Here is a 25,801-nt window from a genome sequence, read left to right as displayed (position 1 = left end):
GTGGCACCGCAGAGGCGGCGCCGCCTTCCGTAGCGCGGCCGTACGCCCCGGCTCAGTACGCCCTCGGCGGCCCCGTATGCCCCGGTGTCTCGTACGCCCCCGGCGGCCTCGTACGCCGTCCCCGGTGTTTCATACGCCCGTAGCGCCTCGTACCCCCGTGGCGGCGCCGAATCCCCCTGGCCCGCTGCGGTGCGCCGAAGTGCGAACCGTACGCCGGGCAGGGCCGTCGGCCCCGTCCGGCAGTCGTGCGTGCCCGGAAGGCGTACCTGTCCGGCGGCTCTGTCTGTCCGGTAGTTGTACCTGCCCGGCAGCGATGTGTGTCCGGAAGTCGTCCCCGCCCGGCAGCGGGGCCCGTTGGGCGGCCGCACCCGTCAGGTCGTCGTGAGCGACCTCGTCGCGGGGACGCCGCCGGCCCCTCTGATCAGGGGCGTTCATAGGATTCTGAGATCCTTTTATAGATCATTTTCGGTGCGTCAGTGAATTCCGTACTTTCCTTCGTCCGGGCGAATTTGCGGGCGTACTCCTTTTGATCTTCCCAGGTGCAGGCTAATTCCCTCCACGGCGCACTGTTTTGATCTCGCTGGGCTCCCTACAATCCGTCCACATCTTGAGCTCAGGACGCCTGAGCGTGGCGGCTGTTCCGCGGTCGTTCTCTACGGTCGCAGAACAGCTTCGCGCCCATGTGCCAAACGTCAAGGAGGACGAATGGCGGGGCCTTTTACCCCTCATCAGCTCGGCTTCACCACCCCACTGGCCGCAGAGCTGACCGACGACAACCGCACGCTGGTGATGGTGATCGCGGTGGTCGCGATCGCGGCGCTGGCGCTCGCGGTGGTGCTGGTGCGCCAAGTGCTCGCCGCCGGTCAGGGCACGGACAGCATGAAGGAGATCGCCGCGGCCGTACAGGAAGGCGCCAATGCCTATCTGGCCCGGCAGATGCGCACCCTCAGTATTTTCGCTGTGGCCGTGTTCTTCCTGCTCATGCTGTTGCCGGCGGACACCTGGTCACAGCGCATCGGGCGCTCGGTCTTTTTCTTGATCGGCGCGCTCTTCTCGGCGGCCACCGGCTATATCGGCATGTGGCTCGCGGTGCGCAGCAATGTGCGGGTCGCGGCGGCCGCCCGTGAGGCGACGCCCGCCGAGGGCGCACCGGCCAAGGACCTCACCGAGGTCGCGCACAAAGCCACGAAGATCGCTTTCCGTACGGGCGGCGTCGTCGGCATGTTCACCGTAGGGCTGGGCCTGCTCGGCGCGTCCTGCGTAGTGCTCGTCTACGCGGCCGACGCCCCCAAGGTCCTGGAGGGCTTCGGCTTCGGCGCCGCGCTGCTGGCGATGTTCATGCGCGTCGGCGGCGGCATCTTCACCAAGGCCGCCGACGTCGGCGCGGACCTCGTCGGCAAGGTCGAAAAGGGCATCCCGGAGGACGACCCGCGCAACGCCGCGACCATCGCGGACAACGTGGGCGACAACGTCGGCGACTGCGCGGGCATGGCGGCGGACCTCTTCGAGTCCTACGCCGTGACCCTCGTGGCCGCCCTCATCCTCGGCAAGGTCGCCTTCGGCGACGCCGGCCTCGCCTTCCCGCTGCTGGTCCCCGCGATCGGCGTGCTCACCGCGATGATCGGCATCTTCGCGGTGGCGCCGCGCCGGTCCGACCGCAGCGGCATGACGGCGATCAACCGCGGCTTCTTCATCTCGGCCGTCGTCTCCCTGGTGCTGGTGGCGGTCGCGGTGTTCGTGTACCTGCCGTCCACCTACGCGGACCTCAAGGGCATCTCCGATGCCGCGATCCGCTCCCATGAGGGCAATCCGCGCGTCCTGGCGCTCGTCGCCGTAGCCATCGGCATCGTGCTCGCGGCCCTCATCCAGCAGCTCACGGGCTACTTCACCGAGACCAGCCGGCGCCCCGTGCGGGACATCGGCAAGTCCTCGCTGACCGGACCCGCCACCGTCGTGCTGTCCGGGATCTCGCTCGGCCTGGAGTCCGCGGTCTACACGGCGTTGCTGATCGGCCTCAGCGTGTACGGGGCTTTCCTGCTCGGCGGCACCTCGATCATGCTGGCGCTGTTCGCGGTCGCGCTCGCCGGTACGGGCCTGCTGACCACCGTCGGCGTCATCGTCGCGATGGACACCTTCGGCCCGGTCGCCGACAACGCGCAGGGCATCGCCGAGATGTCCGGCGACGTCGAGGGCGCGGGCGCGCAGGTGCTGACCGACCTCGACGCGGTGGGCAACACCACCAAGGCGATCACCAAGGGCATCGCCATCGCCACAGCGGTGCTGGCGGCCTCCGCGCTCTTCGGCTCGTACCGCGACGCGATCGCCACGGCGGTCGGCGAGGTGCACGCGAAGGCCGGTGAGATGGGCCTGAGCCTGGACATCTCACAGCCCAACAACCTGGTCGGGCTCGTGCTCGGGGCCGCGGTCGTCTTCCTGTTCTCGGGGCTGGCGATCAACGCGGTGTCGCGGTCGGCGGGCGCGGTGGTCTACGAGGTGCGGCGGCAGTTCCGCGAGCACCCCGGGATCATGGACTACACCGAGAAGCCGGAGTACGGGCGCGTCGTCGACATCTGCACCAAGGACGCGCTGCGCGAGCTCGCCACGCCCGGCCTGCTCGCCGTCATGGCCCCGATCGCGGTCGGCTTCTCACTCGGCGTCGGCGCGCTGGGCTCGTATCTCGCGGGCGCGATCGGCACCGGCACGCTGATGGCGGTCTTCTTGGCCAACTCCGGTGGCGCGTGGGACAACGCCAAGAAGCTGGTCGAGGACGGGCACCACGGCGGCAAGGGCAGTGAGGCGCACGCGGCGACGGTGATCGGCGACACGGTCGGCGATCCGTTCAAGGACACGGCCGGACCGGCGATCAACCCGCTGCTGAAGGTGATGAACCTGGTGGCGCTGCTCATCGCGCCGGCGGTGGTGAAGTTCAGCTACGGCGACAACGCCAACGCGGGCCTGCGGGCCGGCGTCGCGGGGGTGGCCATCGTGGTGATCGTCGTCGCGGTGTACGTGTCCAAGCGGCGCAGCATCACCGTGGGCGAGGAAGAGGACGGCGCCGAACGGGTGGCGACCACCGTCGATCCCGCGGTGGTGTCCTGACGGCGGAATCTTCTCGCGAAGGGACGGGCGGGTGGTGCGCGCGGGCGCACCGTCCGCCCGTCCGCGTTTCCGCCGCGGCGCGGATGCCGGTACGGGCGCCGGTACGGGCGGGCTACGGGCTCGCGTACGGAACCCCCGTTACGGGCTCGGGTGCGGAACCCCGCTACCGGCTCGGTCACGTGGCCCGGCCGCTGGCTCAGGTGCGGCGAACGCCACGGCCAGCTTGGTGCAAATGGCTATAAAAGCCATCGTGCCGGGCGCTCGGCTCATGGCCTTCACACCTTGGACGTGTAAGTTCCGGGGCCGAAGGCCATGGAAGGGACCGATCCGGTGAACAAGAAACTTGTGGCCGCGCTGTCCGGCAGTGCGGCGCTCGTACTAATGCTGACCGGCTGCGGCGGCGACGACGGGAACAAGAAGCTCGACGACTGGGCCAAGAAGGTCTGCGGTCAGATGCAGCCCCAGGTCAAGAAGGTCTTGGACGCCAACAGCGCGATCGCGTCGGTACAGCTGGAAACAGACTCCAAGAAGATCCAGCAGACCGACCTGGCAGCCTTCCAGGACAACGCCGACGCCTACAAGTCGCTCGCCACGTCGATCGACAGCGCGGGAGCGCCGCCCGTCAAGGACGGCGACACCACCCAGAAGAACGCCGTCAAGTCGCTCAACAACCTCTCCGCGGCCTACGAGGGCCTGAAGAAGCAGGTAGCCGGTCTGAACACCTCCGACAAGCAGAAGTTCGCCGACGGCCTCAACGGCATCGTCGGGAACCTCCGCAAGCTCAACGACAAGAGTGAGGACGCGCTGAAGAAGCTCCAAGCGGGTGATGTCGGCGAGGCGATGAAGAAGCAGCCCGGCTGCCGCAAGACGTCGACTTCCGCGTCCCCCTCCGGTTCCCCCTCCGCTTCGAAGAAGTAGCGGCCGAGAGCTCGGAGCGGCCGAGAGCTCGGAGCGGCTGAGAGTTCGAGGCGGCCGCGAGTTCAGGGCGCCTGCGAGCTTGGGATGTCTACGAGCTTGGGACGCCTACGGGCTCGGGGCGTCCGCGAGCTCGGAAGGGCTACGAGCTCGCGGGCGTCTCCGTGTGTAGGGCCGTGCGCCTGCTCCGCGGAGAGCCCACCGGACGCTTGTCGGCAGCCCGGTCGCACCGCCCCGCGCGGGCGTGGCGCCGGGCTGTCGCCAATTGTCAGTGGTGCCCCCGACAATGGGTCCCGTGAGTACGCACCGCCTTCCCGCCGCCGGCCCCGCGCGCACCGACCGCCTGCGCGAGGCACTCCTCGCCGCCGCCTTCACCGCCGACGGCCTCCTCGACCTGCTCGGCGCGCCCGCCTACGCCGCGCTCGCCCGCAGCGAGACCGTGCCCGCGCTGCGGGCCACCCGTGGCGAGAGCCCGCTGGACACGCTCGTCAGACTCTTCCTCCTCCAGCGCCCCGTGCCGTACGAGCGGGCCGCCGCCGCCCTCCCCGTCGAGGACTGCCTCATCGACGGCTGGCTGACCAGGGAGGGCGCCGACGTACGGGCGACGGTCGACGTGCGTCCGTACGGCGGGCCGGAGGGGCAGGACTGGTGGGTCGTCGCCGACCTGGGCTGTGCGGTCGGCGGCGCCGGCGGCCTCGCCGATACGTCCGGCGTCGACCGTTCACAACTGGTGCTGGGCATCGGCGGCGCGTCCACCACGCTCGCCGGGATCACCGTCCGTACGCCCGTCGAGCGCGCCCTCGACCTCGGCACGGGCTCCGGCATCCAAGCCCTGCACGCCGCCCAACACGCCACCCGGGTCACCGCCACCGACCTCAACCCCCGCGCCCTGCACGTCGCGCGGCTCACCCTCGCCCTCTCCGGCGCGCCCGCCGCCGACCTCCGCGAGGGCTCGCTCTTCGAGCCGGTCGGCGACGAGACGTTCGATCTGATCGTCTCCAACCCGCCCTTCGTCATCTCGCCCGGCGCGCGGCTCACCTACCGCGACGGCGGTATGGCCGGGGACGACCTGTGCCGCACGCTTGTGCGCCGGTCCGCCGAGCACCTCAATGACGGGGGCTACTGCCAGCTGCTCGCCAACTGGCAGCACGTGGAGGGCGAGGACTGGCGGGAGCGGCTCTCCTCCTGGGTGCCGAGCGGCTGCGACGCGTGGATCGTGCAGCGCGAGGTGCAGGACGTGACGCAGTACGCGGAGCTGTGGCTGCGCGACGGGGGCGACCACCGCGCGGACCCCGCCGAGTACGCCGCGCGGTACGACGCCTGGTTGGACGAGTTCGAGGCCCGTAAGACCAAGGGGGTCGGCTTCGGTTGGATCACGCTGCGCAAGTCCGGCGCCGACCAACCGTCCATCGTGGCCGAGGAGTGGCCGCACCCGGTCGAGCAGCCGCTGGGGGAGGCCGTACGGGCGCATTTCGAGCGGCAGGACTTCCTGCGCTCGCACGATGACGCGGCGCTGCTCGCGGCGCGGTTCCACCTCGCGGCGGAGGTCGCGCAGGAGCAGGTCGGCGCGCCCGGCGCGGAGGACCCCGAGCATGTGGTGCTCCGTCAGAACCGGGGCATGCGGCGGGCGACGAAGGTGGACACGGTGGGCGCGGGATTCGCGGGGGTCTGCGACGGGACGCTCAGCGCGGGCCGCATCCTCGATGCCATCGCGCAACTCATGGAGGAGGACCCGGTATTGCTCCGGGACCGTACTCCGGAGTCCATTCGACTCCTGGTCGAACAGGGGTTCTTGACTCCGCTGGGCCCGGCGGCCTGAACGCTCGGCGGGGGCGCCTGAGAGGGGTGCCTGAGAGGGGTGCCCCCGCCGAGCGCCTGAGAGGTGCCCCGGGGCGCTCGCAGGGGCTCGGCGGGGGAGGGGAGAAGGGCGCGTATCACTGGTGGGCGATATGAGTTACGCCACCGTGCCGGGAGGTGTGGACGCGCGCTCGGTGGTTTGCCGGGCATTTCGGTCCGGCTGATCCGGCCAGGGCGCGGGGCGGCTTCGCCGGTCGCATGCCGGCCGGACCTCGGCGCGAGCGCGTGAGGAACAGGAGCACGTACGGGCGTGAGCGCTTGCGCTTCTGGAGAGAGCGGCGGCCTCCGACCGGAATCCCGGCCGAACCCTCCTCGCACAAATGGCCGCACCCACGGTCGTACGCCTGACCTGCCCGTACGCCTGAGCGCCCGTCCGCCGCCCCCGCCCGATCCGGAGTCGGCCGGTCCGCGGCCCCTGGCCAGGCCCGGGCTCCGGCTCCGCGCCGGACCCTTGGCTGATGCGAACCGCTGCCGCCGGGCTCTGCCGGTCGGCCCCGCCGGGCTCTGTCCGTCAGCCGTGTGCCGGTCCGGGCGGCAGACAGGACGCTTGTCGGGTTACCGTTCGAGTGGCGTTGCGGGCTTTTTCCGTTTGACACGGGGGCGGGATGTACCGTCACACTCCGCAGCGTCACCGCAGCGCCTACACCGAGTGTCGACCGGAGAGAAGAGCGAAGTTGTCCCCGACCAGCGAGACCGCACACGGCGGCCGCCGACTCGTCATCGTCGAGTCGCCTGCCAAGGCGAAGACGATCAAGGGTTACCTCGGCCCCGGATATGTCGTCGAGGCGAGCGTCGGGCACATCCGCGACCTGCCGAACGGGGCCGCCGAGGTCCCGGCCAAGTACAAGGGCGAGTCATGGGCCCGCCTCGGTGTGAACGTGGACGCCGAGTTCCAGCCCATCTATGTCGTGAACCACGACAAAAAGGATCAGGTCAAGAAGCTCAAGGAGCTGCTGGCCGAGTCCGACGAACTTTTCCTCGCCACGGATGAGGACCGGGAGGGCGAGGCGATCGCCTGGCACCTCCAGGAGGTGCTCAAGCCCAAGGTCCCGGTCCGCCGGATGGTCTTCCACGAGATCACCAAGGACGCGATCCGCGACGCCGTCGCCCATCCGCGCGAGCTCAACAAGAAGCTCGTCGACGCCCAGGAGACCCGCCGCATCCTCGACCGCCTCTACGGCTACGAGGTCTCGCCGGTCCTGTGGAAGAAGGTCATGCCGCGGCTGTCCGCGGGCCGTGTCCAGTCGGTCGCGACGAGGCTCGTCGTCGAGCGGGAGCGCGAGCGCATCGCCTTCCGCTCCGCCGAGTACTGGGACCTGACCGGCACGTTCGCCACCGGCCGGCCCGGCGACGCGAGCGACCCGAGCACCCTGGCCGCCCGCCTCACCACCGTCGACGGCCGCCGCGTCGCCCAGGGCCGCGACTTCGGGTCGACCGGCACGCTCAAGGACGGCTCGCAGGTCCTGCACCTCGACGAGACGAACGCCCGCGCGCTGGCCGCGGCCCTCGCGGACACCGCGTTCGCGGTGCGGTCCGTCGAGTCGAAGCCGTACCGCCGCTCGCCGTACGCGCCGTTCCGTACGACGACCCTCCAGCAGGAGGCGTCGCGCAAGCTGGGCTTCGGCGCGAAGTCCACGATGCAGGTGGCCCAGAAGCTGTACGAGAACGGCTTCATCACCTATATGCGTACGGACTCGACCACCCTCTCCGACACGGCCGTGCAGGCCGCGCGGGCGCAGGTCACGCAGTTGTACGGGTCCTCCTACCTGCCGGACAAGCCGCGTACGTACGCCGGGAAGGTCAAGAACGCGCAGGAGGCGCACGAGGCGATCCGCCCTTCGGGTGATCGTTTCCGCACTCCGGCCGAGACGGGCCTGCGCGGCGATCAGTTCAAGCTGTACGAGCTGATCTGGAAGCGGACCGTGGCCTCCCAGATGAAGGACGCGGTCGGCGACTCCGTCACCGTGAAGATCGGCGGCACGAGCTCCGACGGCCGGGACGCCGAGTTCAGCGCGTCCGGCAAGACGATCACCTTCCACGGCTTCATGAAGGCGTACGTCGAAGGCGCCGACGACCCCAACGCCGAGCTCGACGACCGCGAGCGCCGGCTGCCGCAGGTCGCCGAGGGCGACGCGCTGAGCGCCGAGGAGATCTCGGCCGACGGCCACTCCACCAAGCCCCCGGCCCGCTACACCGAGGCGTCGCTCGTCAAGGAGCTCGAAGAGCGGGAGATCGGCCGCCCCTCGACGTACGCCTCGATCATCGGGACCATCCTCGACCGCGGCTACGTCTTCAAGAAGGGCACGGCGCTCGTCCCGTCCTTCCTGAGCTTCGCCGTGGTCAACCTGCTGGAGAAGCACTTCGGCCGGCTCGTCGACTACGACTTCACCGCCTCCATGGAGGACGACCTCGACCGCATCGCGCGCGGTGAGGCCCAGGCCGTGCCGTGGCTCAAGCGCTTCTACTTCGGGAAGGGCGCGGACGGCGGCGCGGCCGGCGCGGGCGGCGCGGCTGACGCGGGCAACGGCGACGGCGACCACCTCGGCGGCCTCAAGGAGCTGGTCAGCGACCTCGGGGCGATCGACGCCCGAGGGATCTCCTCCTTCCCGGTCGGCGACGGCATCATGCTGCGCGTCGGGCGGTACGGCCCGTACGTGGAGCGCGGCGAGAAGGATTCCGAGGACCACCAGCGGGCGGACGTGCCCGACGACCTGGCGCCCGACGAGCTGAGCGTCGCGTACGCGGAGGAACTGCTCGCGAAGCCGAGCGGCGACTTCGAGCTGGGCACGGACCCGGAGTCCGGGCACGAGATCATCGCCAAGGACGGCCGCTACGGCCCGTACGTGACCGAGGTGCTGCCCGAGGGCACTCCGAAGACCGGCAAGAACGCGGTCAAGCCGCGCACCGCCTCGCTCTTCAAGTCCATGTCCCTCGACACGGTGACCCTCCAGGACGCGCTCAAGCTGATGTCGCTGCCGCGCGTCGTCGGCAAGGACGCCGAGGGCGTGGAGATCACCGCGCAGAACGGCCGCTACGGCCCGTATCTGAAGAAGGGCACGGACTCGCGCTCCCTGGAGCGTGAGGAGCAGCTCTTCACCATCACCCTCGACGAGGCGCTCGCCATCTACGCGCAGCCCAAGCAGCGCGGGCGGGCCGCCGCCAAGCCGCCGCTCAAGGAGCTGGGCACCGACCCGGTCAGCGAGAAGCCGGTGGTGGTCAAGGACGGCCGCTTCGGCGCGTACGTGACGGACGGCGAGACGAACGCGACGCTGCGCCGCGACGACGAGGTCGAGACGATCACGCCTGAGCGCGGGTACGAGCTCCTGGCGGAGAAGCGCGCCAAGGCCCCGGCCAAGAAGACCGCCAAGAAGGCGGCGAAGAAGGCCCCGGCCAAGAAGGCGACGGCCGCGAAGAAGGCCGCCCCGGCGAAGAAGACGGCCGCCAAGAAGACGACGACGGCGGCGGCGAAGAAGACCGCGGCGAAGAAGGCACCCGCGAAGAAGGCCACCGTCAAGGCGACGGCCGCGGAGGACTGAGGTCCGTTCGGCTGAGCGCCCGGGTGTACGACGGCCCGTTCCCACCGCAGGGCGGTGGGGGCGGGCCGCGGCGTTGTGCGGGGCCGGACGAGGGGTCCGGGGCGCCTCGGCGCGCGTCGGGCAGGCCGAGGCGAGCGGGGCGGGACAAGCGGGTGTTTCGGCCTGATGGCCGCCAGAATGGCCGGTTTCCGTATCCCGGTCACCTGTTCGGGCAGGCCGCGTAGATCCGCGCGCTGCGGATAGGCTGGCAGGATGACGCGTGCCGAGCAGCCAACGGTCGTGACCCCCACATCCGGCGCCCTAGCAGCGGACTCCCGCGAGCGCGCCGTGCGGGCACTGCTGCGCATCCCCCCGCTGAAGCGGTTGTGGAGCGCCCAGTTCGTCGGTGGTGTCGGGGACTCACTCGCCCTTCTTGTCCTTGTCCTTCTGTCGCTCCAGGCGGCTGTCACCCACGGTTCCCTGGGAGGTGGCTATCGGGGTGCGGCCTTCGCGGTCGCCGCCGTCTTCGGCGCGCGGCTGCTCGCGACGCTGCTCTTCGGCGCGGTCCTGCTCGGACCGCTCTCCGCACTGATCTCGCCAAGCGGTCCGCTCGACCGCCGCTGGACCATGATCGGCGCGGACGGCGTCCGGCTCGCGCTGCTGATCGTCGCCCCCCTGTGGGCCGATCTGACCCCCGACAGCGCGTTCGCCTGGCTGCTGGTCACGGCGTTCCTCGTCGGGGTGGCCGAACGTTTCTGGACCGTCGCCAAGGACGGCGCGGCCCCCGCGCTGCTGCCGTCCCCGCCCCCCGAGGGCGCGGCCGTACGGCCGCTGCCGGACCACTACGACGCGCTGCGGCGGCTCTCGCTCCGTACGAGCTTCGTCTCGCTGCCCATCGCCGGGGCGGCGCTCGTCGTCGTCTCGCTCATCGGGAAGCTGATCGGTACGGGCGTCGACTGGTTCGACACCCACCAGGCGGCCATCGGCTCGTACGTGGCCGCCGGACTGTTCGCGGCCTCCGTCTCGATCCTCTACCTCCTGAACCTCCCCGGCGCGCAGACCCCCCGCGCGCGCTCCCCGCTCGAAGGAATGCGCCGCCCCAAGACCGCGGAGGGCCCCGACCGGGGCCGTACGGGCGCGATCCCGGTGCTGGTGCTGGCGTGCGCGGCCATCGCGGGCGCGATCGCCGCGGCCGTCGCCGTCGCCGCGCTCCAGGCCATCGACCTCGGCGGCGGCCCGGTCGCCTACGGGATGCTCGTCCTCGCGCTGTCCGGCGGCCCCGTCATCGGTATCCGCAGCGCGACCAAGATCCTGCCCGGCTTCTCCCGCCGTCGGCTGCTGGCGCTCGCCGTCGCGCTGACCGGCCTCGCGATGCTCGTGGCGGGCCTGGTGCCCGACACGACGACGGTCCTGCTGCTGATCCTGCTGGCGGGCGTCGCGTCCGGCGTCGCCGCTGGGACCGGCCACGCGCTCCTGGACCAGGAGACCGAGGAGGGGCGGCGGGCCCGTACGACCGAGCATCTGCACGCGGTGGTCCGGGTGGCCATGGCGCTCAGCGCCGTCGTCGCCCCGGTGCTGGCCGCCGCCATCGGGCCGCACCGGCTCATCAGCGGCAGCTTCGTCTTCGCGCACGGCGGCGCGGCGTTCACCCTGATGCTCGTGGGCGCGCTGCTGCTGCCTGTCGCGGCGCTCGTGCTCGGCAAGACCGACGACCGGCACGGTGTCCGGTTCCGGCGCGATCTGCTCGACGTGCTGCGCGGCGGCGACCCGGTGCAGGCCCCGTCCGGCACCGGCTTCTTCCTCGCCCTTGAAGGGGGCGACGGCGCCGGCAAGTCCACGCAGGTGGAGGCGCTCGCCGAGTGGATCCGCGGCAAGGGCCACGAGGTGGTCGTCACGCGCGAGCCGGGCGCGACCGCGATGGGCAAGCGGCTTCGCTCGATCCTCCTCGACGTCTCCTCCGCCGGGATCTCGGACCGTGCCGAGGCGCTCCTGTACGCGGCGGACCGCGCCGAACACGTCGACAGCCTCGTCCGCCCCGCCCTGGAGCGCGGCGCCGTCGTCATCACCGACCGCTACATCGATTCCTCCGTCGCCTACCAGGGCGCCGGCCGCGACCTGTCCCCGACCGAGATCGCCCGTATCTCGCGCTGGGCGACCGACGGTCTCGTGCCGCACCTGACGGTGCTGCTGGACGTGTCGCCGGAGACGGCGCGCGAGCGGTTCACCGAGGCGCCGGACCGGCTGGAGTCGGAGCCCCCCGAGTTCCACCAGCGGGTACGGTCCGGCTTCCTCGCCTTGGCCGCCGCGGACCCCTCCCGCTACCTCGTCGTCGACGCCGGGCAGGAACCGGAGTCGGTGACCACGGTCGTACGGCACCGGCTCGACCACCTTCTCCCGCTCTCGGAATCCGAGATCACGGCCCAGGAAGAGGCCCGCAAGGCCGCGGAAGAGGAGGCTCGCCGCAAGGCGGAGGAAGAGGCGGCCCGCAAGGCCGAGGAGGAGCGGCTGGAGCGCGAGCGCCAGGAGCAGCTCGCCAAGCTCCGCGCCGAGGAGGAGGAGCGCAAGCGCCGCGAACTCGAAGAGGCCCGCCGCCTCGAAGCCGAGCGCCAGGCCGAGGAGGCCCGTAAGGCGGAGGAGGAGGCGGCCCGCAAGGCCGAGGAGGAGCGCAAGCGCCGCGAGGCGGAGGAGCGCGCCCGCGCCGCTGAGCAGGAACGCCTGCGCAAGCAGCACGAGGAGGAGGCGCGGCTGCGCGCCGAAGCGGAGGTGCGCCGCTTGGAGAAGCAGCGCAAGGCCGAGGAGGCGCTGCTCCGGGCGGAGCAGGCGCGGGTGGCGGCCGCTGAGGCGGCGGCTCGGAAGGTGCCGGAGGTCTCGGAGGTCTCGGAGGCCGCGACTGGTCCGGCGGGTCCGGTGGGTCCGGCGGGTCCGGAGACGGATGCTCCGACTGTTGAGACGCCGGCTGTGCGGGTGGCTCCGGATTCGCGGGATTCGGGCTCGGGGCCGGGCTCGGATTCGGGTTCGGACTCGGACTCGGAGAAGACGCAGACGGTGGAGACGCCGCGGGTGGATCCTCGGGCAGGGTCGTCGCGGGCGGATTCCCGGACGGATTCGCGTACGGATGCCGATGGCGAAGCGCGGCCGATGGACGAGACGGCGGTGCTGCCGGCCGTGCGGCCGGAGGGGGACGGCCCCGCCGGTAGTTCGGGTGGTTCCAGTACTTCCGGTTCCGGCACTTCCGGTTCCGGTCCGTCGGACTCGGAGGAGACGGCCGTACTGCCGCAGCCGCCGCAGGGCGCGATGGATGAGACGGCGGTGCTCCCGCCGGTCCGTCCCGAGCGGTCGGCGGACCCGGCCGACCGGGTGCCGCCGTGGCTCTTCCGGCCGGGGAGCGAGGGGTCGCGTCCCGTCTCCCCGGAGTCGGAGAACGAGCGGACGCGGGAGCTTCCGCAGGTGGGCCCGGACCAGCCGGCGCAGCAGCGGGCATCGCAGGGACGAGGCCACCAGGGGCAGGGGGCACGTGCGCCCCAGCCACCCCAGTCATCGTGGGGGACACAGCCGTCCCAGCCGTCCCAGGCGGCCCAGTCGTCGCAGGAAGGGTACGGCGACCGGAAGCGGCGCCGTCCGGAGTGGGCGGAGGAGACCCCGCTCGACGATCTGCCCACGCTCGCGGACGAACTCCTCGGCGGGCAGGACGAAGACCGGCGCAGGGGCCACTGAGTCGGTGATGTGTAAGGGGGGGCGCATGGCGCTCCGCCCCTTACTTGTGCCCCTTACTCAGGCCGCGCTCCCGCCGCCGCGGGCCGGACTGTCGGACCCATGACCCACAATGGGTAGCCGCAGGGCAAACGGCGCGGAGGACAGCATGGCGGTGTGGGACGACCTGGTCGGCCAGGACCAAGTGACGGCGCAGCTCGCCGATGCCGCCGGCGACGCGGACCGGCTCGTCACCACCGCGGCCGACCGCTCCGCGCAAGAGATCACCGCGTCCAAGATGACCCACGCCTGGCTCTTCACCGGCCCCCCGGGCTCGGGGCGTTCCACCGCCGCCCGCGCCTTCGCCGCCGCCCTCCAGTGCGTCAGCCCCGACCGGGCACTGGGCGCCGCGCCGGGCTGCGGTTTCTGCGACGGCTGCCACACCACGATCGTCGGCACGCACGCCGATGTCGAGATCGTCCGGACGGACCTCCTGTCCATCGGCGTCAAGGAGACCCGAGCCCTTGTGCGCCGCGCCCAGCTGTCGCCCGCGGGCGGCCGCTGGCAGGTGATCGTCCTGGAGGACGCGGACCGGCTGACCGAGGGCGCGGGCAACGTGCTCCTGAAGGCCATCGAGGAACCCGCGCCCCGCACCGTATGGCTGCTGTGCGCGCCCTCTTTGGAGGACGTGCTGCCCACCATCCGCTCCCGCTGCCGCCTCCTCACGCTCCGTACGCCCCCGGTCGACGCCGTGGCCGAAGTCCTGGTCCGGCGCGACGGCATCGAACCCGAACTGGCCGCCCAGTCGGCCCGCGCCACCCAGGGCCATATCGGCCGCGCCCGCCGCCTGGCCACGGACGAGCGGGCCCGCGCCCGCCGCGCGGCCGTGCTCAAACTGCCGCTGCGCGTGGACGATGTCGGCGGCTGCCTCAAAGCCGCGCAGGAGCTGCTGGACGCGGCGGGGGAGGACGCCAAACAGGTGGCCGAGGACGTCGACGCGAAGGAGACGGAGGAACTGCGCGCGGCGCTCGGCGCGGCGTCGGGCACCGGGGGCCGCCTCCCGCGTGGCACGGCGGGCGCCATGAAGGAGCTCCAGGACCGCCAGAAGCGCCGCTCGACCCGCACCCAGCGCGACAGTCTCGATCTCGCGCTGATCGACCTGATGAGCTTCTACCGCGACGTGCTGGCGCTTCAGCTCGGCTCACGGGTGGCCCTGGCCAATACGGACGTACGGGCCGCGGTCGAGCGCATCGCGTCGGCGACGAAGCCGGAGCAGACGCTGCGCCGCATCGAGTCGGTGATCGCGTGCCGCCGCGCCCTGGACCGTAACGTGGCACCGCTTTTGGCGGTGGAGTCCATGACGATGTCCCTGAGAGCCGGCTGAGCACCTCTCCCCGCTGCCGGTCTCACTCGTACGAGGCGTAAACGACCGTGGAGCGGAGGCTCACCGCACTTTGCCCGATACGCTCCGAATGTGCTTGGTCACCAAGTGCGTTCGAATCGACCACGGCAAGGGCAAGGGATCAGCCGATGACCAGCAGCCGCCTGCTCCGCACCTCCGGTACCGTCGCGGCGGTCGCCGCCCTCCTGATCTCCGGTTGCACGACGGGCAGCTCCGCGTCCCAGCAGGGCAAGGCCGTCGGCTTCGCGCAGGACGAGGTCACGCCGCTCCGGCCGCTGCCGGCGACACCGCCGGCCGCCCTGAGGCCGTATTACGGACAGGGGCTGACCTGGCACGCGTGCCGGGCGCGCGGGTTCGAGTGCGCCACGATGGAGGTCCCGCTCGACTACACCCGGCCGGGGGCCGGCGATGACGTGAAGCTCGCTGTGGCCCGTAAAAAGGCGACAAGCCCGGGGAAGCGGCTCGGCTCGCTGCTGGTCAACCCCGGCGGCCCCGGCGGCTCGGCCATCGGGTACCTCCAGCAGTACGCGGGGATCGGCTATCCGGCCTCCGTCCGGGCCCGGTACGACATGGTCGCGGTGGACCCGCGCGGAGTGGCGGCCAGCCAACCCGTCACCTGCCTGTCAGACCGGCAGATGGACGAGTACACGGCGACCGACCAGACCCCGGACGACAGGGCCGAGGAGGCCCGCCTGGTGGCGGCGTACAAGAAGTTCGGCCGAGGCTGCGAGACCCGTTCCGGCCGCATCCTGGGCCATGTCTCCACCATCGAGGCCGCCCGCGACATGGACGTACTGCGGGCCGCGCTCGGCGATGGGAAGCTCAGCTACGTCGGCGCGTCGTACGGCACCCTCCTCGGCGCCACCTACGCCGGCCTCTACCCGAGCCGCGTCGGCCGCGTGGTCCTCGACGGGGCGATGGACCCTTCGCTGGACGCGGAGCGCATGAACCGCGAGCAGACCGGGGGCTTCGAGACCGCGTTCACCTCGTTCGCCAAGGACTGCGTCAAGCGCAAGGGCTGCCCCCTCGGCACCAAGAGCCCCGCGGACGCGGGCCGCCGCCTGAAGGCGCTCTTCGACCGCACCGACCAGCACCCGCTCCGCACCTCCGGCCCCCGCCGCCTCACCGAGAGCCTGGCGACCACCGGCGTGATCTCCGTGATGTACGACCAGAGCGGCTGGCCCCAGCTCCGTACGGCCCTGAAATCCGCCGGCAAGGGCGACGGCAGCGCCCTGCTGGCCCTCTCGGACCACTACTTCGAACGGAACAGCAAGGGCGGCTACGCCAACCTCATGTTCGCCAACCCCGCCGTCAACTGCCTGGACCTCCCCGCCGCCTTCCACGGCCCGGACGACGTCCGCGAGGCGGTCCCCGCCTTCGAGAAGGCGTCCCCCGTCTTCGGTCGGGGCCTGGCCTGGTCCGCCCTGAACTGCGCCTACTGGCCCCGCCCGGCCACCGGCCGCCCCCACCGCATCGAGGCCAGGGGCGCGGCCCCCATCGTCGTGGTCGGCACCACCCGCGACCCCGCCACCCCCTACCGCTGGGCCCGCGGCCTGGCCACCCAGCTCGCCTCCGGCCGCCTCCTCACCTACAACGGCGACGGCCACACCGCGTACGGCCGCGGCAGCACCTGCATCGACACCGCCATCAACACCTACCTCCTCAAAGCCACACCCCCCACCCGCCACAAAACCTGCACCTGAGCCCGGCTCCCGCCCCCTCCCCGCACCGCGTACGGAGCACCCCTCGGACCTGTGTAGACTTGGCGACGCCGCAAACGCCATCCCGGCAACGCGGCGCGCCGCCTTAGCTCAGCTGGCCAGAGCAACGCACTCGTAATGCGTAGGTCTCGGGTTCGAATCCCGAAGGCGGCTCGGAAGAACCCCAGGACTCACTCGCCGTGACCTGGGGTTTTTCATGTTCCGGAGTCGGATCAAGTTCTGGCTGGGTGATCGTCCTATGTCTGCGTGAGCCCTGATTGGACAAGGGTTGGACGAGCGTGCAGCGCGTGTGCCGGGAGTTGGACACGGTGTGCCGTGGACGGTTGCTCTCCGGCGTGACGGCTCTTGTGGAACCCTGACAAGAAACCGTCCGTTCCCGCTCTGTTGATCCGAAGCCGGGAAGCCGGGTGGCACCGGCCTGTACGGACTGGGGTGGCGAATGAGCCGGGCAGAACAACTGCAGGACCCGCTTGCGACCGACCTCGCCTGGATGATGGGGGGTGCCGTCTACGGCCTGCTGGTTGCACCGACGTTGGTGCGGTGGGCCTACATGGCGTACGTGTGGGTGGTGCTGCGGCGGCGACGTCGCCGTGGTGCTCCGCACGCACTCGGAGGCCGGTTGCGGATGCGGCCCCGGCTGGAGGAAGCCATGGCGGAGTTCCGGCTGCCCTTCGCTCTTCGCGCGGCGCTGCGAGAGCGGCTGCTGAAGGCACAGGTGCTCGCTACGGCAACAGCCGTCGTCATCGGCTGTCCCGCGCTCATCCTCTTCAACCTCACCACCCTGGACGCGCATGCCGCGGACGGGAAGATCCCAGGGCTGACCGCGCTGATCACGACCGTTGCCGCAGTGCTGCTCTTCGCTCTGACCGCCGTCGGTGGCGCTGCGCGCGTCTATGGACCCCGCCTGGGACTGCCGGTAACCAGGATGGTGTGCAACGCGCTGATCACCGCACACCGGGTCCGGCGCCAGGAGGCTAGCCCGTCCCGGCTGGCCGGTGCGGTCGACGGGGTGGCGGCCGTCCTGGTGCATCGAGCGAAGAAGTACCACGTGCGGCAGGAGCGGGCCGCAACCGTCGAGCACGCGAAGAGGGTCCGGGAAGCGCTGCGTTGGGACGCGCGGCGCGTGCAGCGCGGTGAGGGGGACGCCGTGGACGCACTCGCCGGGAAACTGGTCACCGTTCTGCACGGTCTGTGCGCCGGCACCCCGCAGAACCTGCTCCCGGAAAGCCTCCTGCCGTCGCCGCAGGTGGCTCAGAGCGAGCCGCGCAAGCGGGCGGCCGGTCTCGCTGCTCTCGGCGTCGTTCTCGCCTCCGCCCTCGCCTGCCTCCTGTCGGCGGTGGGCGTCCCCGGGGAGGCGGTGGCTCCCCTGACCATCGTCACCTTGGTCCTCCCGTTGAAGCTGGGAGGTCGCTCGGAGCCGCTGCTGCGGGCAAGGGACCTGCTCGACTTCGCCCGGGGTGGCAGCGAGCCGCCTGTCACCGCTCAGCAGGAACCCGAGGAGCGTCAGCCAGCCACCGCCAATCGTGAGTAGGCGCTGCCGGTTCCCCCACGCTGACGGGGCCGGTCAGCGTTGGCTGACCGGCCCCGTCGTGGTTCGTGAGCGTCAGGCGCTCTGCGTGTCCGTGTTGATGGCCTGAGCCGGAGCCGCCCTGCGGGCTCGGGGTACGAGCTTGACGACGGCTTCGGCGGCGGCGCGGGCGAGGTCGTCCAGGACGGCCTGGTAAATGTCCCGGGTGATGCGGGTATCGCTGTGGCCGAGTGTCTCGGAGACGACCTTGATGTCGACGCCAGCGGCGAGCATGAGGGTGGCAGCCCCGTGCCGCAGGTCATGGAGGCGGACCGGCGGGAGGCCGATCTCCGCCACGAGGCGGTCGAAGAGGTCGGAGACCTTGCCCGGGTGAAGGATGGAGCCGTCTTCCTCCGTGAAGAACCGGCCGGTCTCCTGCCATGCGGCCCCCCATTCGTGGCGCTCTTCCTCCCGTTGGTGGCGCCGGGCGTAGAGTCCCTCGTTGGTCTCCTCGTCGAGAGCGATGACCCGGATGCCACTGTTGGTCTTCGGCGGGCCTTCGAGGACCTCCCAGCCGTCCTGGACAAGCTGGGTCGCGACGGTCAGGGACGCGTTCTCGTAGTCGTGGTCGACCAGGCGGGGAGCGACGGCTTCCCCGCGCCGCATGCCCCGGAAGCCGATCAGTCGCCACATGGTCTTCAGCCGGGTGCCCTCGACGTGGTCGAAGAACTGCCCGGTGTGCTCCGGGGTCCAGACCATGACCGGAGAGGGCTTCTCGCCGGTCTCCAGCCAGTGTGCGATCCGTTCCCGGGTCCAGATCAGGGCCTTGGGCTTCGTGCCCGGCAGCAGCTCGACGTGCTCGGCCGGGTTGAAGTTGGGCATGCGCTGCTGCGCGATGGCGACGTTCAGCGCGGCGCGGAGCGTGGCCTTGATGTGGGGCTGGGTGTTGAGCCCCGTGATGCGTCGGAAGGGGGGCATCTGATCGATGGACGCCTTCAGCCACTTCCGACGAGCCCGGTTCTCCGCGCCCTTCCAGGGGATGGTCTTCAGCTCTTCGAGAGCGGCCCGCCGCTGGGTGTTCTGCTCCTCGATCTCGATGTTCGCCTCGTTGATCGCGTCGAACATCTTGTTGATGTGGCTGACACGCAGCTTGTCCAGCCGGACGTCCCCGAGATGTGGCTTGAGGTGGATCCGTATGTCCACGGCGTAGCGCTTCTCGCCGCCCGGCCTGAGCTGCTTGCGGCCTTCGATCCACTCGTCCAGCCACTCGCCGACCGTGATCTTCGAGTTGAGCTGTTCCCCAACCTGGAAACGGCGCCGTGTCTCGTTGTAGTCCGGGAGCGGAGTCCTGTCCCGGCGGCATTCTTCCAACAGATCGCTGATCGCGATCTGGCCGGGCTGATCGTCCTCCTCCGGTATGGACATGAGGGCGCGTACCTTGTTCAGCTCTTCCGTCGCCTCGTTGGATGAGGTGAATCCTTGACGGCGGAACCTGCGGCGTGTCCCGTCCTTCCGGGGTACCAGTTCCTGGAATACGCTCCAGTTCCCGTGTCGCCGGTTGCTGGTCAGCTTCGGGCAGGAAGCTCCGTACAGGGTGCCGGTCTCGGGATTCCGGCACGAGCAGACCCTGCTGGTGGAACCTTTTTTCACTAAGTGTCCTCGTTGTCCTCGGTCGACTCATCGACAAACTGCAGATCCACAGGAAGCGCCGGGAGTGCGAGACCGCGCTCGCGCATCCTGTCCCTGAAGTCCCGCAGCTCTCTGCAGTCGTCGAAGGCGACTTGTTCGTACGAGGCGGCGGCCGAGTGGAGCGACTCCCGCCGCTGTGGGTCGAGCGTGGTGTTCGCCTTCCGGCGACGCTCCTTGGCGAGGCGGCTGGAGGTGAGGGCGGTCACGACGGCGTCGCGGTGGGCCCGGAAGGTATCCAGCACTTCGCGGGCAGAGCCTTCCGTAGGAGGCGAATCCTGCTCTGCCTCGCCGGTGAACCAGGCCACCGCGTCCCAGGTGGGCACCTCCCGCCCTGGAAGCACAGCGACCGTGGCCTCGGCGCCCAGGGGGAATAGCAGGGAGATCGGTGGCACGCCGTAGACCTCGGCCAGGACGAGGAACTCGGCGAGGTCGATCGAGGTTCGGCGGCCGGTCTCCAGGTTCGTGATCGTCGTCTTGGGCACTGGCAGGCCGAGCCGAGCGCACGCGTCAGAAGCGCCCGCTGCGGTGAGGCCGGCAGCCCTACGAGCCGTGCGCATCTGCTCAGTGACCCGTGCGGTGAAGGTGGGCGACCAATCGCTTGTTGTCATGGCTGCAAGTTAGGCAGAGAAAACGGGTCGCTGCAACATCCGTGCTACACGTTCTCTCGTAGCTGCACGCCTGAGCGATCGGAGAACATCGTGACAACAACTGACGCTCGCGGGATGACGCGGGAAGAGCTGCTGGCTCTGCCTGTGGCGGTCGACCTGGACACGGCGAACCGGGCACTCACGATCGGCAGGAGCACGGGCTACCAGTTGGCCAAGCGAGGTCAGTACCCGGTCAAGGTGCTCCGCCTGGGAAACACGTACCGCGTAGTGACGGAAGAGCTGCACCAGCTCCTCGGCGTTCAGCCCGAGCAGGCGGAAGGGCGAGAGCTGTGTGCGTAGCCGCGTTCGGGCTGTCGTGGCGGCCTCTGCGACGCGCCCATGCCTGCGGATGGCGTGGCTGATGCGTTATGCACCCTGGCGGCTGTCAGTGTCGTCCGCCAGGGTGGCTAAACGCGGAGTGGTCCTCCCCACATGCCCTGGGGAGGGCCACTCCGCATCCGGTGCGCTGATCAGTTGTCGACGGCGCCGAAGTCGACCTCTCCGGAGTTCACAAGACCCACGAATCCCGTCCAAGCGGCATGGGTGAAGGTGATGGCGGGCCCACCCTTTTCCTTCGAGTCACGCACGCCGACCAGTCCGGACCGCGCGATGGCTGTCGACTGTGCAGTTGTCTCAACGCAGTTGCCGTTGTCCTGCGAGCTGTACGAGGACTTCGTCCACTCCTCGTCTGGGGCCAGGTCTGTGGAGACGGGGAAGCGCTTCTGATGTGTCATGTCCATAGTTTCTTTTCGAGAGCGTGCAGGATTTGCGGCGTCTGATTCGGTCCGGGCGCTGCCTTGACCATGGCATCGAACTGCCGCTGGTACTGCCCCACATCCGAGGCCTTCGACCACATAGTCGTGGCCTTGGCGCTGTCACTCTGAACCACCGGGGCGAGATCCACGAACTCCAGAACCGTGAAGTTGAACGCTGCTCGGTAGGTGGGCAGGTCTTCGGGGATGATCTGGACCTCAACGTTGTCCAGGTCGTTGAGGCGGATGATCTCCGCGTACTGGGCTCGCATCACGTCGGGTGCGCCGACGACCGTGCGCAGCGTGTTTTCCGTCAAGACTATGTGCACCTCGGCGCTACCTGACGAAAACAGTTCCTTGCGTTCCATCCGCGTTCGCACTCCTCGTTCCACGAACTCGGTGGTTCGCTCCTCCACGACCTTCGCGGATGCCCCGAGAGCCTTGGCGTAGGACTCCTCCTGGAGGAGGCCGTGCACGACGTTGTTCTCGTACCCGCGAACCTTGACCGCATCGCGCTCCAGACCGAGATACATCGGCAGACCCGACGGCAGCAGGTTCCTGTAAGAGGTGAAGGGCTCCTTGCTCAAGGAGTCGCGTTGCATCTTGAGGAGTTCGGCGCGGTCGTCCGGGTCCTCGACCTTGTAGTGGTCCATCAACTTCTCAAGGTCCGCGAGCTTGGGCAGCGGGATGTCGCCGGCCTCTACGCGGCTGATCTTCGAGCGGGAGAAGCCGAGGGCCGTCGACACCCCCTCGGCGGTCCGACCTGGTACACGCTCGCGCAGAGCGCGGAGTTCTTTGCCGAGCATGACCCGGAGGTATGTCGGTCCTCGTCGTGCGGCCACCTGTCCCCTCACTTCGGTGTGCTGTTCGTCGGATCGAGGCCCCAGCCCGGCAATACAGGTTATCTGTCGGGTTAACGAGGGCTTCAGCTCGGAGTTTGGCACGCGCTGCCTCCCATGCAACACCCTCTGCTGGTTACGAGGCACATGCCAATGTGGGCGCTGAAGCATCCGCATGCGCGCACTCCCTTGAATGTTAATTGGAGTGTGCGCAAGGCTGGTTGGGCCGCCGAGGACTTGCCTCGTCAAGGGGGGAGGGGCTTGTGCGGTGAACCCGAGTGCGCCTGCCGCGTGAGGCCGACGGGATGCCACCCGTCTGACCGCGCTGATCGTAGCAGCGTGCTTCGGCCGCAGGCTCGCGTACCGCCAACTGTGACAGGTGCCGGACGATGACTAAGACAACCAACCGAGCGATCCGTCAACTTTGCGCCACACCCGCCCGCTTGGGCATGCATAGGTACCGACAGGAGATGACGCCGCATCCGATGCGGCTCGGGCCCGTCAGGCGCATCCTCGCCGCATATGTCCGTTCCTGGGGGTGGCCCGAGGTCGTCACCTCCACCGTCATGTGCGCGACGGAGATGCTCGCCAACGTCCACCATCACGCGGGAGGCGAATGCGTCCTGTTGCTTGAAGCGACGCCTCACGGGGTCCGCATCACCATCAGCGACACCAGCATGGAGCTGCCCGAGGTACGTCAGCCGGATTGGTTTTCCGATAGCGGGCGCGGTATGTGGCTCCTCAGTCACACGGCATACGACTGGGGGGTCACGGTCACGCCGACCGGCAAGGACGTGTGGGTCGAACTGCGCCCCTCCGACGAACAGCTCGCGGCATGAATGGGCCGGGCCTGGCGGATGCAAGCGTCGAAACCATGGCCAGCGTTCTGGATCGGTTGCACGAGGCGTTCCTTCACGACGATGATCTGGACGCGATCCTCTCGGACGGGCCGACCGGCTTGAGCCATAGGCCCCGGCAGTCCGGTTGGTGGGAGCGACTACGCGGTTCCGCCCGGCGACGAGGCGAGTCGGAGCTGGCATCGGACCCTGGTCTCGCGGGTCGCATCGAGCGCCTGGGCCGGATGCTGGGGCAGCTCGTGAACATCGCGGGGCAGCGTGACTCCTCACCGGAGCTTGATGCGGCCATGTTGCAAGCCAAGGCTCTCGGTGACCAGACACCGGTCCGGGAGTTCGCAGGCGAGCGTGTCCATCTGCGGCGCATGGCGCTGGCGGCCCTCGAACTCCTCGAACTGCTCAGTAGTGACGAGGCGGACGCGGCCCCGACGTTCGGGGAACCGGGGCGGGCAGATTGGAGCAGAGCATGACGGTTCTGCCACGCACCTACTGGTGCCACGTCGATGTCGCTCCCGCCTCGGGGGCGCTGGCCGGAGGCTGCACGACTAGCAGCCCAGGAACAGCCGTTGAGTGGGTCCGCGAGGCTGTCCGCGAAATCAGCCTCGCCCTCGACCGCAAGAGCTTCCACCTCGTATGGGGATGGCTAGGTGATCACCGCGCCGTTCAGGCCGCAATCGAAGACCTGCGCAAGGGGCAGCCATGCGTCTTCTCGGTGACGGCGCTCGCTGGCCACTGGACCATCACCGCGTACCCGGTGTCCGTACTGCCAGTTGTCGAGCCCCGCTGCATCCACCAGGACCGCTCGTTGGCCCGCGCCGGTTCAGGAGGCGGATGTTCGGGAGTCCTGACTGCCCCCACCCTTTCCGTCCCGTACGGAGCCTGATCATGACCGACGACGCTGAGCCAAGCCGCCCCGACCTTGCTCGGGACTTGATTACCCGCGCCGCGCAGGCCAGTAAGCACCGGGCCTGCCTCATCCGGCTCCAGCTCTCCGACGCCGAGGTCGGCATGGGCCGTCACGCCGATCATGCCAACACCGCGGTATTGCGTCGCGTCGTGGCCGACCATGGTTGGCCCGGCCGAAGCCTGGTCGGAGACGACGGCGCCCGTGCGGCATGGCAGATCGCACTGAACGCGGACCACCAATCCGACTTCCAACGACTGGTGTTGCGGCTACTCCGTGACGCGGTTGCGCAAGGTGAAGCTGCCGTTTCGCAGTGGGCCCACCTCCACGACCGTTGCCTCCTGCGTTCTGGAGACGCCCAGGAGTACGGCACGCAGTACGTGCTCGGCCCACGTGGGCTGGAGATGCCGCCAGTCCCCGATCCGGACAGCCTCGATGTCCGACGCGCGAAGGTGGGGCTGCCCACTGCGGCGCTCGCACATGAGGCCCTGCGCCGCCGCCTCGCGACCGATCGGAAGCACGAGGACGAAGAGCCCGACGACTCCGAGTCTTCTGACGCCCTCGCGAGTGCAGCGTGAACGGCTTCGACGCGGGCACACCGAGCCCGCAAGTCGGGGAAGTTGTCCGCCCTCCGTCCTGTATGGACGATGCTCGCGCGCTTTCGGCGATAGTGCTCGGCTGGGAACAGGCCGGCGAGCTGCCACATCTCGAAGAGGCCGAAGACGCGGTGGTGCGGTTCACCGCCCACGGGATGGATCTACGCGCCGCTGTGATCGCCGTGTGCCGAAGCCTCCCCAGGGACTCGTACCTACACGCCATCACCCAGGCCACGCTCGGGGAGGCCGAACGACGGCTCAACCTGCCGCTGCCGGCCAGAGACGCAAAGGCTGCCACCAGCAGAGCCCAGAACCTCGCGCGTCTCGTTCAGGCCCTCATCGGCGCCGTCGAACGCGCGTCACACCTCCGCTCGGATCCCACGGGCGGAGCCCTTCACCAACCAACTGCGAAAGGTCACCCGGAATGAAGACTCGGCACGTCCTGCTGTTCATCGCCGCCGTCGGAGCTGCCCGGCTCGCGTTGTCCGAGAGGCAGCACCGACAGCGCCTCGCGGTTGAGGCCGAGCCCATGCACCAGCAGTGGATCAGGGAGCTGGTGGGAAATCCGGAGACTCTGGCGCGCTGGACTCCCGGGGACATCTCGCCCGAGGAGTACGGACTTCTTCTCCATGCCAACTCGATCATCAGCCAGGTGTCAGTGCGCTTCCGCGCCGGGCTTATCGACCAGGCCGCCCTGCGCGAGTAGGCGCGCTTTCTGATGGAGCGAGAGGTCGTTCGCGTTTACTGGAAGCGGTTCAGCAGTTTCCGCGAGGCGGAGGCAGTCGACCGCAGGGACGAGGTACTCAACAAGATCTTCTCCGACGAGTACGCCGCCGTCGCCGACGAGGTACTCGCAGCGTAACCCCCGAGCCAGCCTGCCCGCCCAACCAGGGTGAGCGGGTGCAGCACCCCCCACCCAGCAGCCGGGTCGGCAAGACGGCCCGGGGCTGGATGCGTCGCCTCGGGGCACGACGGTCGCACCGGAGCCGCGGTCGCCCCGAGCGGCAAGCACATCTCCGTTCTGCGCCGAGCCGCAAAGCGGACGGCTGGCCGAGAACTGCTCGGCAGGCGGAGCGTACGACTACCGTCCGCCGAGCAGAGTTCGGCCATCCAGGGTTTCCCGACCAGCAACTACGGACTGATCAGAAGGACTTGCTGTGTCCTCTGCTGTGAGTAAGCACCCGTCGCCGCACCTGTCGGCGGTCTCGACTGACCTCTTCGACTTGGACATCGTCATCATCCAGTCGAGCCAGCCGTTCAGCGTGGTGGCCGCGACCCGGGCTGGTTGCGGTGCGACCTGCGGGGGTCACTCCTGCATCTCCAGCAGCGCCTGACTCACCAGCTTCCGGCATGGCCACAGGCCAGACCGGACGCCGTCGACCGGCGGCACTCGAATCACGGCCCTCGGGCCGTACAGGTTCAAAAGGAGAAGTCCCCATGGAGACAGAAGAGTTCGATCTCGACATCCGCGTTCTGGAGTCCGGCGACGGAGCCGCCACGTTGATCAACCTGACTGACGACGGGTGCGGCAGCACCTGCTCCAGCCCGTGCGCGACGAGCGTCGCCTGAGCCCACCGGCCCGCGACGAGTGAGGAGATCTACATGGTTGACACGACGGCCCCGCCGAGCCCGGTCGCTGACCCGTTCGATCTGGACATCAGCGTTCTGGAGTCCGGAGATGGCTCCTCAGCCCTGATCAACCTGACCGACGACGGGTGCAAGCCGAGTTGCGCGGGGTCCTGCGCCACCAACGTGGCCTGACCCTCTCGGCACCAACCGGTGCTGGTCCCGCAGCAGTACGCGCTGCGGGACCA

Annotated in this window: 21 protein-coding genes and 1 tRNA gene; 18 read left to right on the top strand and 4 right to left on the bottom strand. The window is 69.7% G+C overall.

From position 1 onward, the window contains the following. Positions 1-705 precede the first annotated feature (705 nt). The 9 genes from AC07AB_RS00425 to AC07AB_RS00385 all read left to right on the top strand — a co-directional run bounded on the left by AC07AB_RS00425 (position 706) and on the right by AC07AB_RS00385 (position 17,730). Positions 706-3,099 (top strand): sodium-translocating pyrophosphatase, encoded by a 2,394-nt coding sequence (locus tag AC07AB_RS00425; RefSeq protein ID WP_478557673.1) that lies wholly within the window; start codon positions 706-708, stop codon positions 3,097-3,099. 330 nt (positions 3,100-3,429) lie between these two features. Next, the gene (locus AC07AB_RS00420) at positions 3,430-4,017 is read left to right on the top strand and encodes a small secreted protein (RefSeq protein WP_478557670.1); all 588 of its coding nucleotides are present in this window, start codon (positions 3,430-3,432) and stop codon (positions 4,015-4,017) included. Between the two features lie 283 nt (positions 4,018-4,300). Then, complete coding sequence (locus tag AC07AB_RS00415) at positions 4,301-5,833, top strand: DUF7059 domain-containing protein (RefSeq protein ID WP_478557667.1); 1,533 nt, start codon at positions 4,301-4,303, stop codon at positions 5,831-5,833. Positions 5,834-6,545: 712 nt separating this feature from the next. Continuing rightward, complete coding sequence (gene topA / locus AC07AB_RS00410; RefSeq protein WP_478557664.1) at positions 6,546-9,407, top strand: type I DNA topoisomerase; 2,862 nt, start codon at positions 6,546-6,548, stop codon at positions 9,405-9,407. A gap of 252 nt (positions 9,408-9,659) precedes the next feature. Further along, positions 9,660-13,100, top strand: a complete 3,441-nt coding sequence (gene tmk, locus AC07AB_RS00405) for a dTMP kinase (RefSeq protein ID WP_478557661.1) — start codon at positions 9,660-9,662, stop codon at positions 13,098-13,100. Positions 13,101-13,245: 145 nt separating this feature from the next. Beyond that, complete coding sequence (locus tag AC07AB_RS00400; RefSeq protein WP_478557658.1) at positions 13,246-14,460, top strand: DNA polymerase III subunit delta'; 1,215 nt, start codon at positions 13,246-13,248, stop codon at positions 14,458-14,460. A gap of 146 nt (positions 14,461-14,606) precedes the next feature. Next, positions 14,607-16,181 carry an alpha/beta hydrolase gene (locus tag AC07AB_RS00395; protein ID WP_478557655.1) on the top strand — a complete coding sequence of 525 codons (1,575 nt, stop codon included), beginning with the start codon at positions 14,607-14,609 and terminating at the stop codon, positions 16,179-16,181. A gap of 97 nt (positions 16,182-16,278) precedes the next feature. After that, positions 16,279-16,352 (top strand) — tRNA-Thr (locus AC07AB_RS00390). Between the two features lie 286 nt (positions 16,353-16,638). Beyond that, positions 16,639-17,730, top strand: a complete 1,092-nt coding sequence (locus tag AC07AB_RS00385) for a hypothetical protein (RefSeq protein ID WP_478557652.1) — start codon at positions 16,639-16,641, stop codon at positions 17,728-17,730. 72 nt (positions 17,731-17,802) lie between these two features. Here AC07AB_RS00385 and AC07AB_RS00380 read toward each other — a convergent pair whose 3' ends face one another. Together AC07AB_RS00380 and AC07AB_RS00375 are read right to left on the bottom strand one after the other, a co-directional pair. Beyond that, entirely contained in the window at positions 17,803-19,131 is a 1,329-nt protein-coding gene (locus tag AC07AB_RS00380) for a tyrosine-type recombinase/integrase (RefSeq protein WP_478557649.1), read from the bottom strand. Between the two features lie 224 nt (positions 19,132-19,355). Then, on the bottom strand, positions 19,356-20,003 hold the full coding sequence (locus AC07AB_RS00375) for a helix-turn-helix domain-containing protein (RefSeq protein WP_478557646.1): 648 nt from the start codon (positions 20,001-20,003) through the stop codon (positions 19,356-19,358). 114 nt (positions 20,004-20,117) lie between these two features. Between AC07AB_RS00375 and AC07AB_RS00370 the strand changes: the two genes are divergently transcribed. After that, positions 20,118-20,342 carry an integrase gene (locus AC07AB_RS00370; protein WP_478557643.1) on the top strand — a complete coding sequence of 75 codons (225 nt, stop codon included), beginning with the start codon at positions 20,118-20,120 and terminating at the stop codon, positions 20,340-20,342. A gap of 170 nt (positions 20,343-20,512) precedes the next feature. Here AC07AB_RS00370 and AC07AB_RS00365 read toward each other — a convergent pair whose 3' ends face one another. Together AC07AB_RS00365 and AC07AB_RS00360 are read right to left on the bottom strand one after the other, a co-directional pair. Further along, on the bottom strand, positions 20,513-20,776 hold the full coding sequence (locus tag AC07AB_RS00365) for a DUF397 domain-containing protein (RefSeq protein ID WP_478557640.1): 264 nt from the start codon (positions 20,774-20,776) through the stop codon (positions 20,513-20,515). After that, the gene (locus AC07AB_RS00360; RefSeq protein WP_478557637.1) at positions 20,773-21,738 is read right to left on the bottom strand and encodes a helix-turn-helix domain-containing protein; all 966 of its coding nucleotides are present in this window, start codon (positions 21,736-21,738) and stop codon (positions 20,773-20,775) included. The genes AC07AB_RS00365 and AC07AB_RS00360 overlap by 4 nt, the downstream gene beginning before the upstream one ends. A gap of 365 nt (positions 21,739-22,103) precedes the next feature. Between AC07AB_RS00360 and AC07AB_RS00355 the strand changes: the two genes are divergently transcribed. From AC07AB_RS00355 to AC07AB_RS00320, 8 genes are all read left to right on the top strand, one after another. Continuing rightward, positions 22,104-22,472 (top strand): ATP-binding protein, encoded by a 369-nt coding sequence (locus AC07AB_RS00355; protein ID WP_478557634.1) that lies wholly within the window; start codon positions 22,104-22,106, stop codon positions 22,470-22,472. 35 nt (positions 22,473-22,507) lie between these two features. Continuing rightward, positions 22,508-22,957: a hypothetical protein gene (locus AC07AB_RS00350; RefSeq protein WP_478557631.1), complete on the top strand. Its 450-nt coding sequence runs from the start codon at positions 22,508-22,510 to the stop codon at positions 22,955-22,957. Positions 22,958-23,372: 415 nt separating this feature from the next. Beyond that, positions 23,373-23,969 carry a DUF6624 domain-containing protein gene (locus AC07AB_RS00345; RefSeq protein WP_478557628.1) on the top strand — a complete coding sequence of 199 codons (597 nt, stop codon included), beginning with the start codon at positions 23,373-23,375 and terminating at the stop codon, positions 23,967-23,969. A gap of 62 nt (positions 23,970-24,031) precedes the next feature. Then, positions 24,032-24,415, top strand: coding sequence for a DUF6415 family natural product biosynthesis protein (locus AC07AB_RS00340; protein ID WP_478557625.1), 384 nt, complete (start codon positions 24,032-24,034; stop codon positions 24,413-24,415). Next, positions 24,412-24,693: a DUF6082 family protein gene (locus AC07AB_RS00335; protein ID WP_478557622.1), complete on the top strand. Its 282-nt coding sequence runs from the start codon at positions 24,412-24,414 to the stop codon at positions 24,691-24,693. The genes AC07AB_RS00340 and AC07AB_RS00335 overlap by 4 nt, the downstream gene beginning before the upstream one ends. Positions 24,694-24,705: 12 nt before the next feature. Next, entirely contained in the window at positions 24,706-24,849 is a 144-nt protein-coding gene (locus AC07AB_RS00330) for a hypothetical protein (protein ID WP_478557619.1), read from the top strand. 575 nt (positions 24,850-25,424) lie between these two features. After that, positions 25,425-25,556 (top strand): FxLD family lanthipeptide, encoded by a 132-nt coding sequence (locus AC07AB_RS00325; protein ID WP_478557616.1) that lies wholly within the window; start codon positions 25,425-25,427, stop codon positions 25,554-25,556. 33 nt (positions 25,557-25,589) lie between these two features. Then, positions 25,590-25,748 carry an FxLD family lanthipeptide gene (locus tag AC07AB_RS00320; protein ID WP_478557613.1) on the top strand — a complete coding sequence of 53 codons (159 nt, stop codon included), beginning with the start codon at positions 25,590-25,592 and terminating at the stop codon, positions 25,746-25,748. Positions 25,749-25,801 lie beyond the last annotated feature (53 nt).

It is taken from the genome of Streptomyces sp. NPDC044033 (assembly GCF_056434425.1).
The sequence above is the reverse complement of the archived record's forward strand: the minus strand, read 5'-3'. Positions and strand labels throughout refer to the sequence as shown.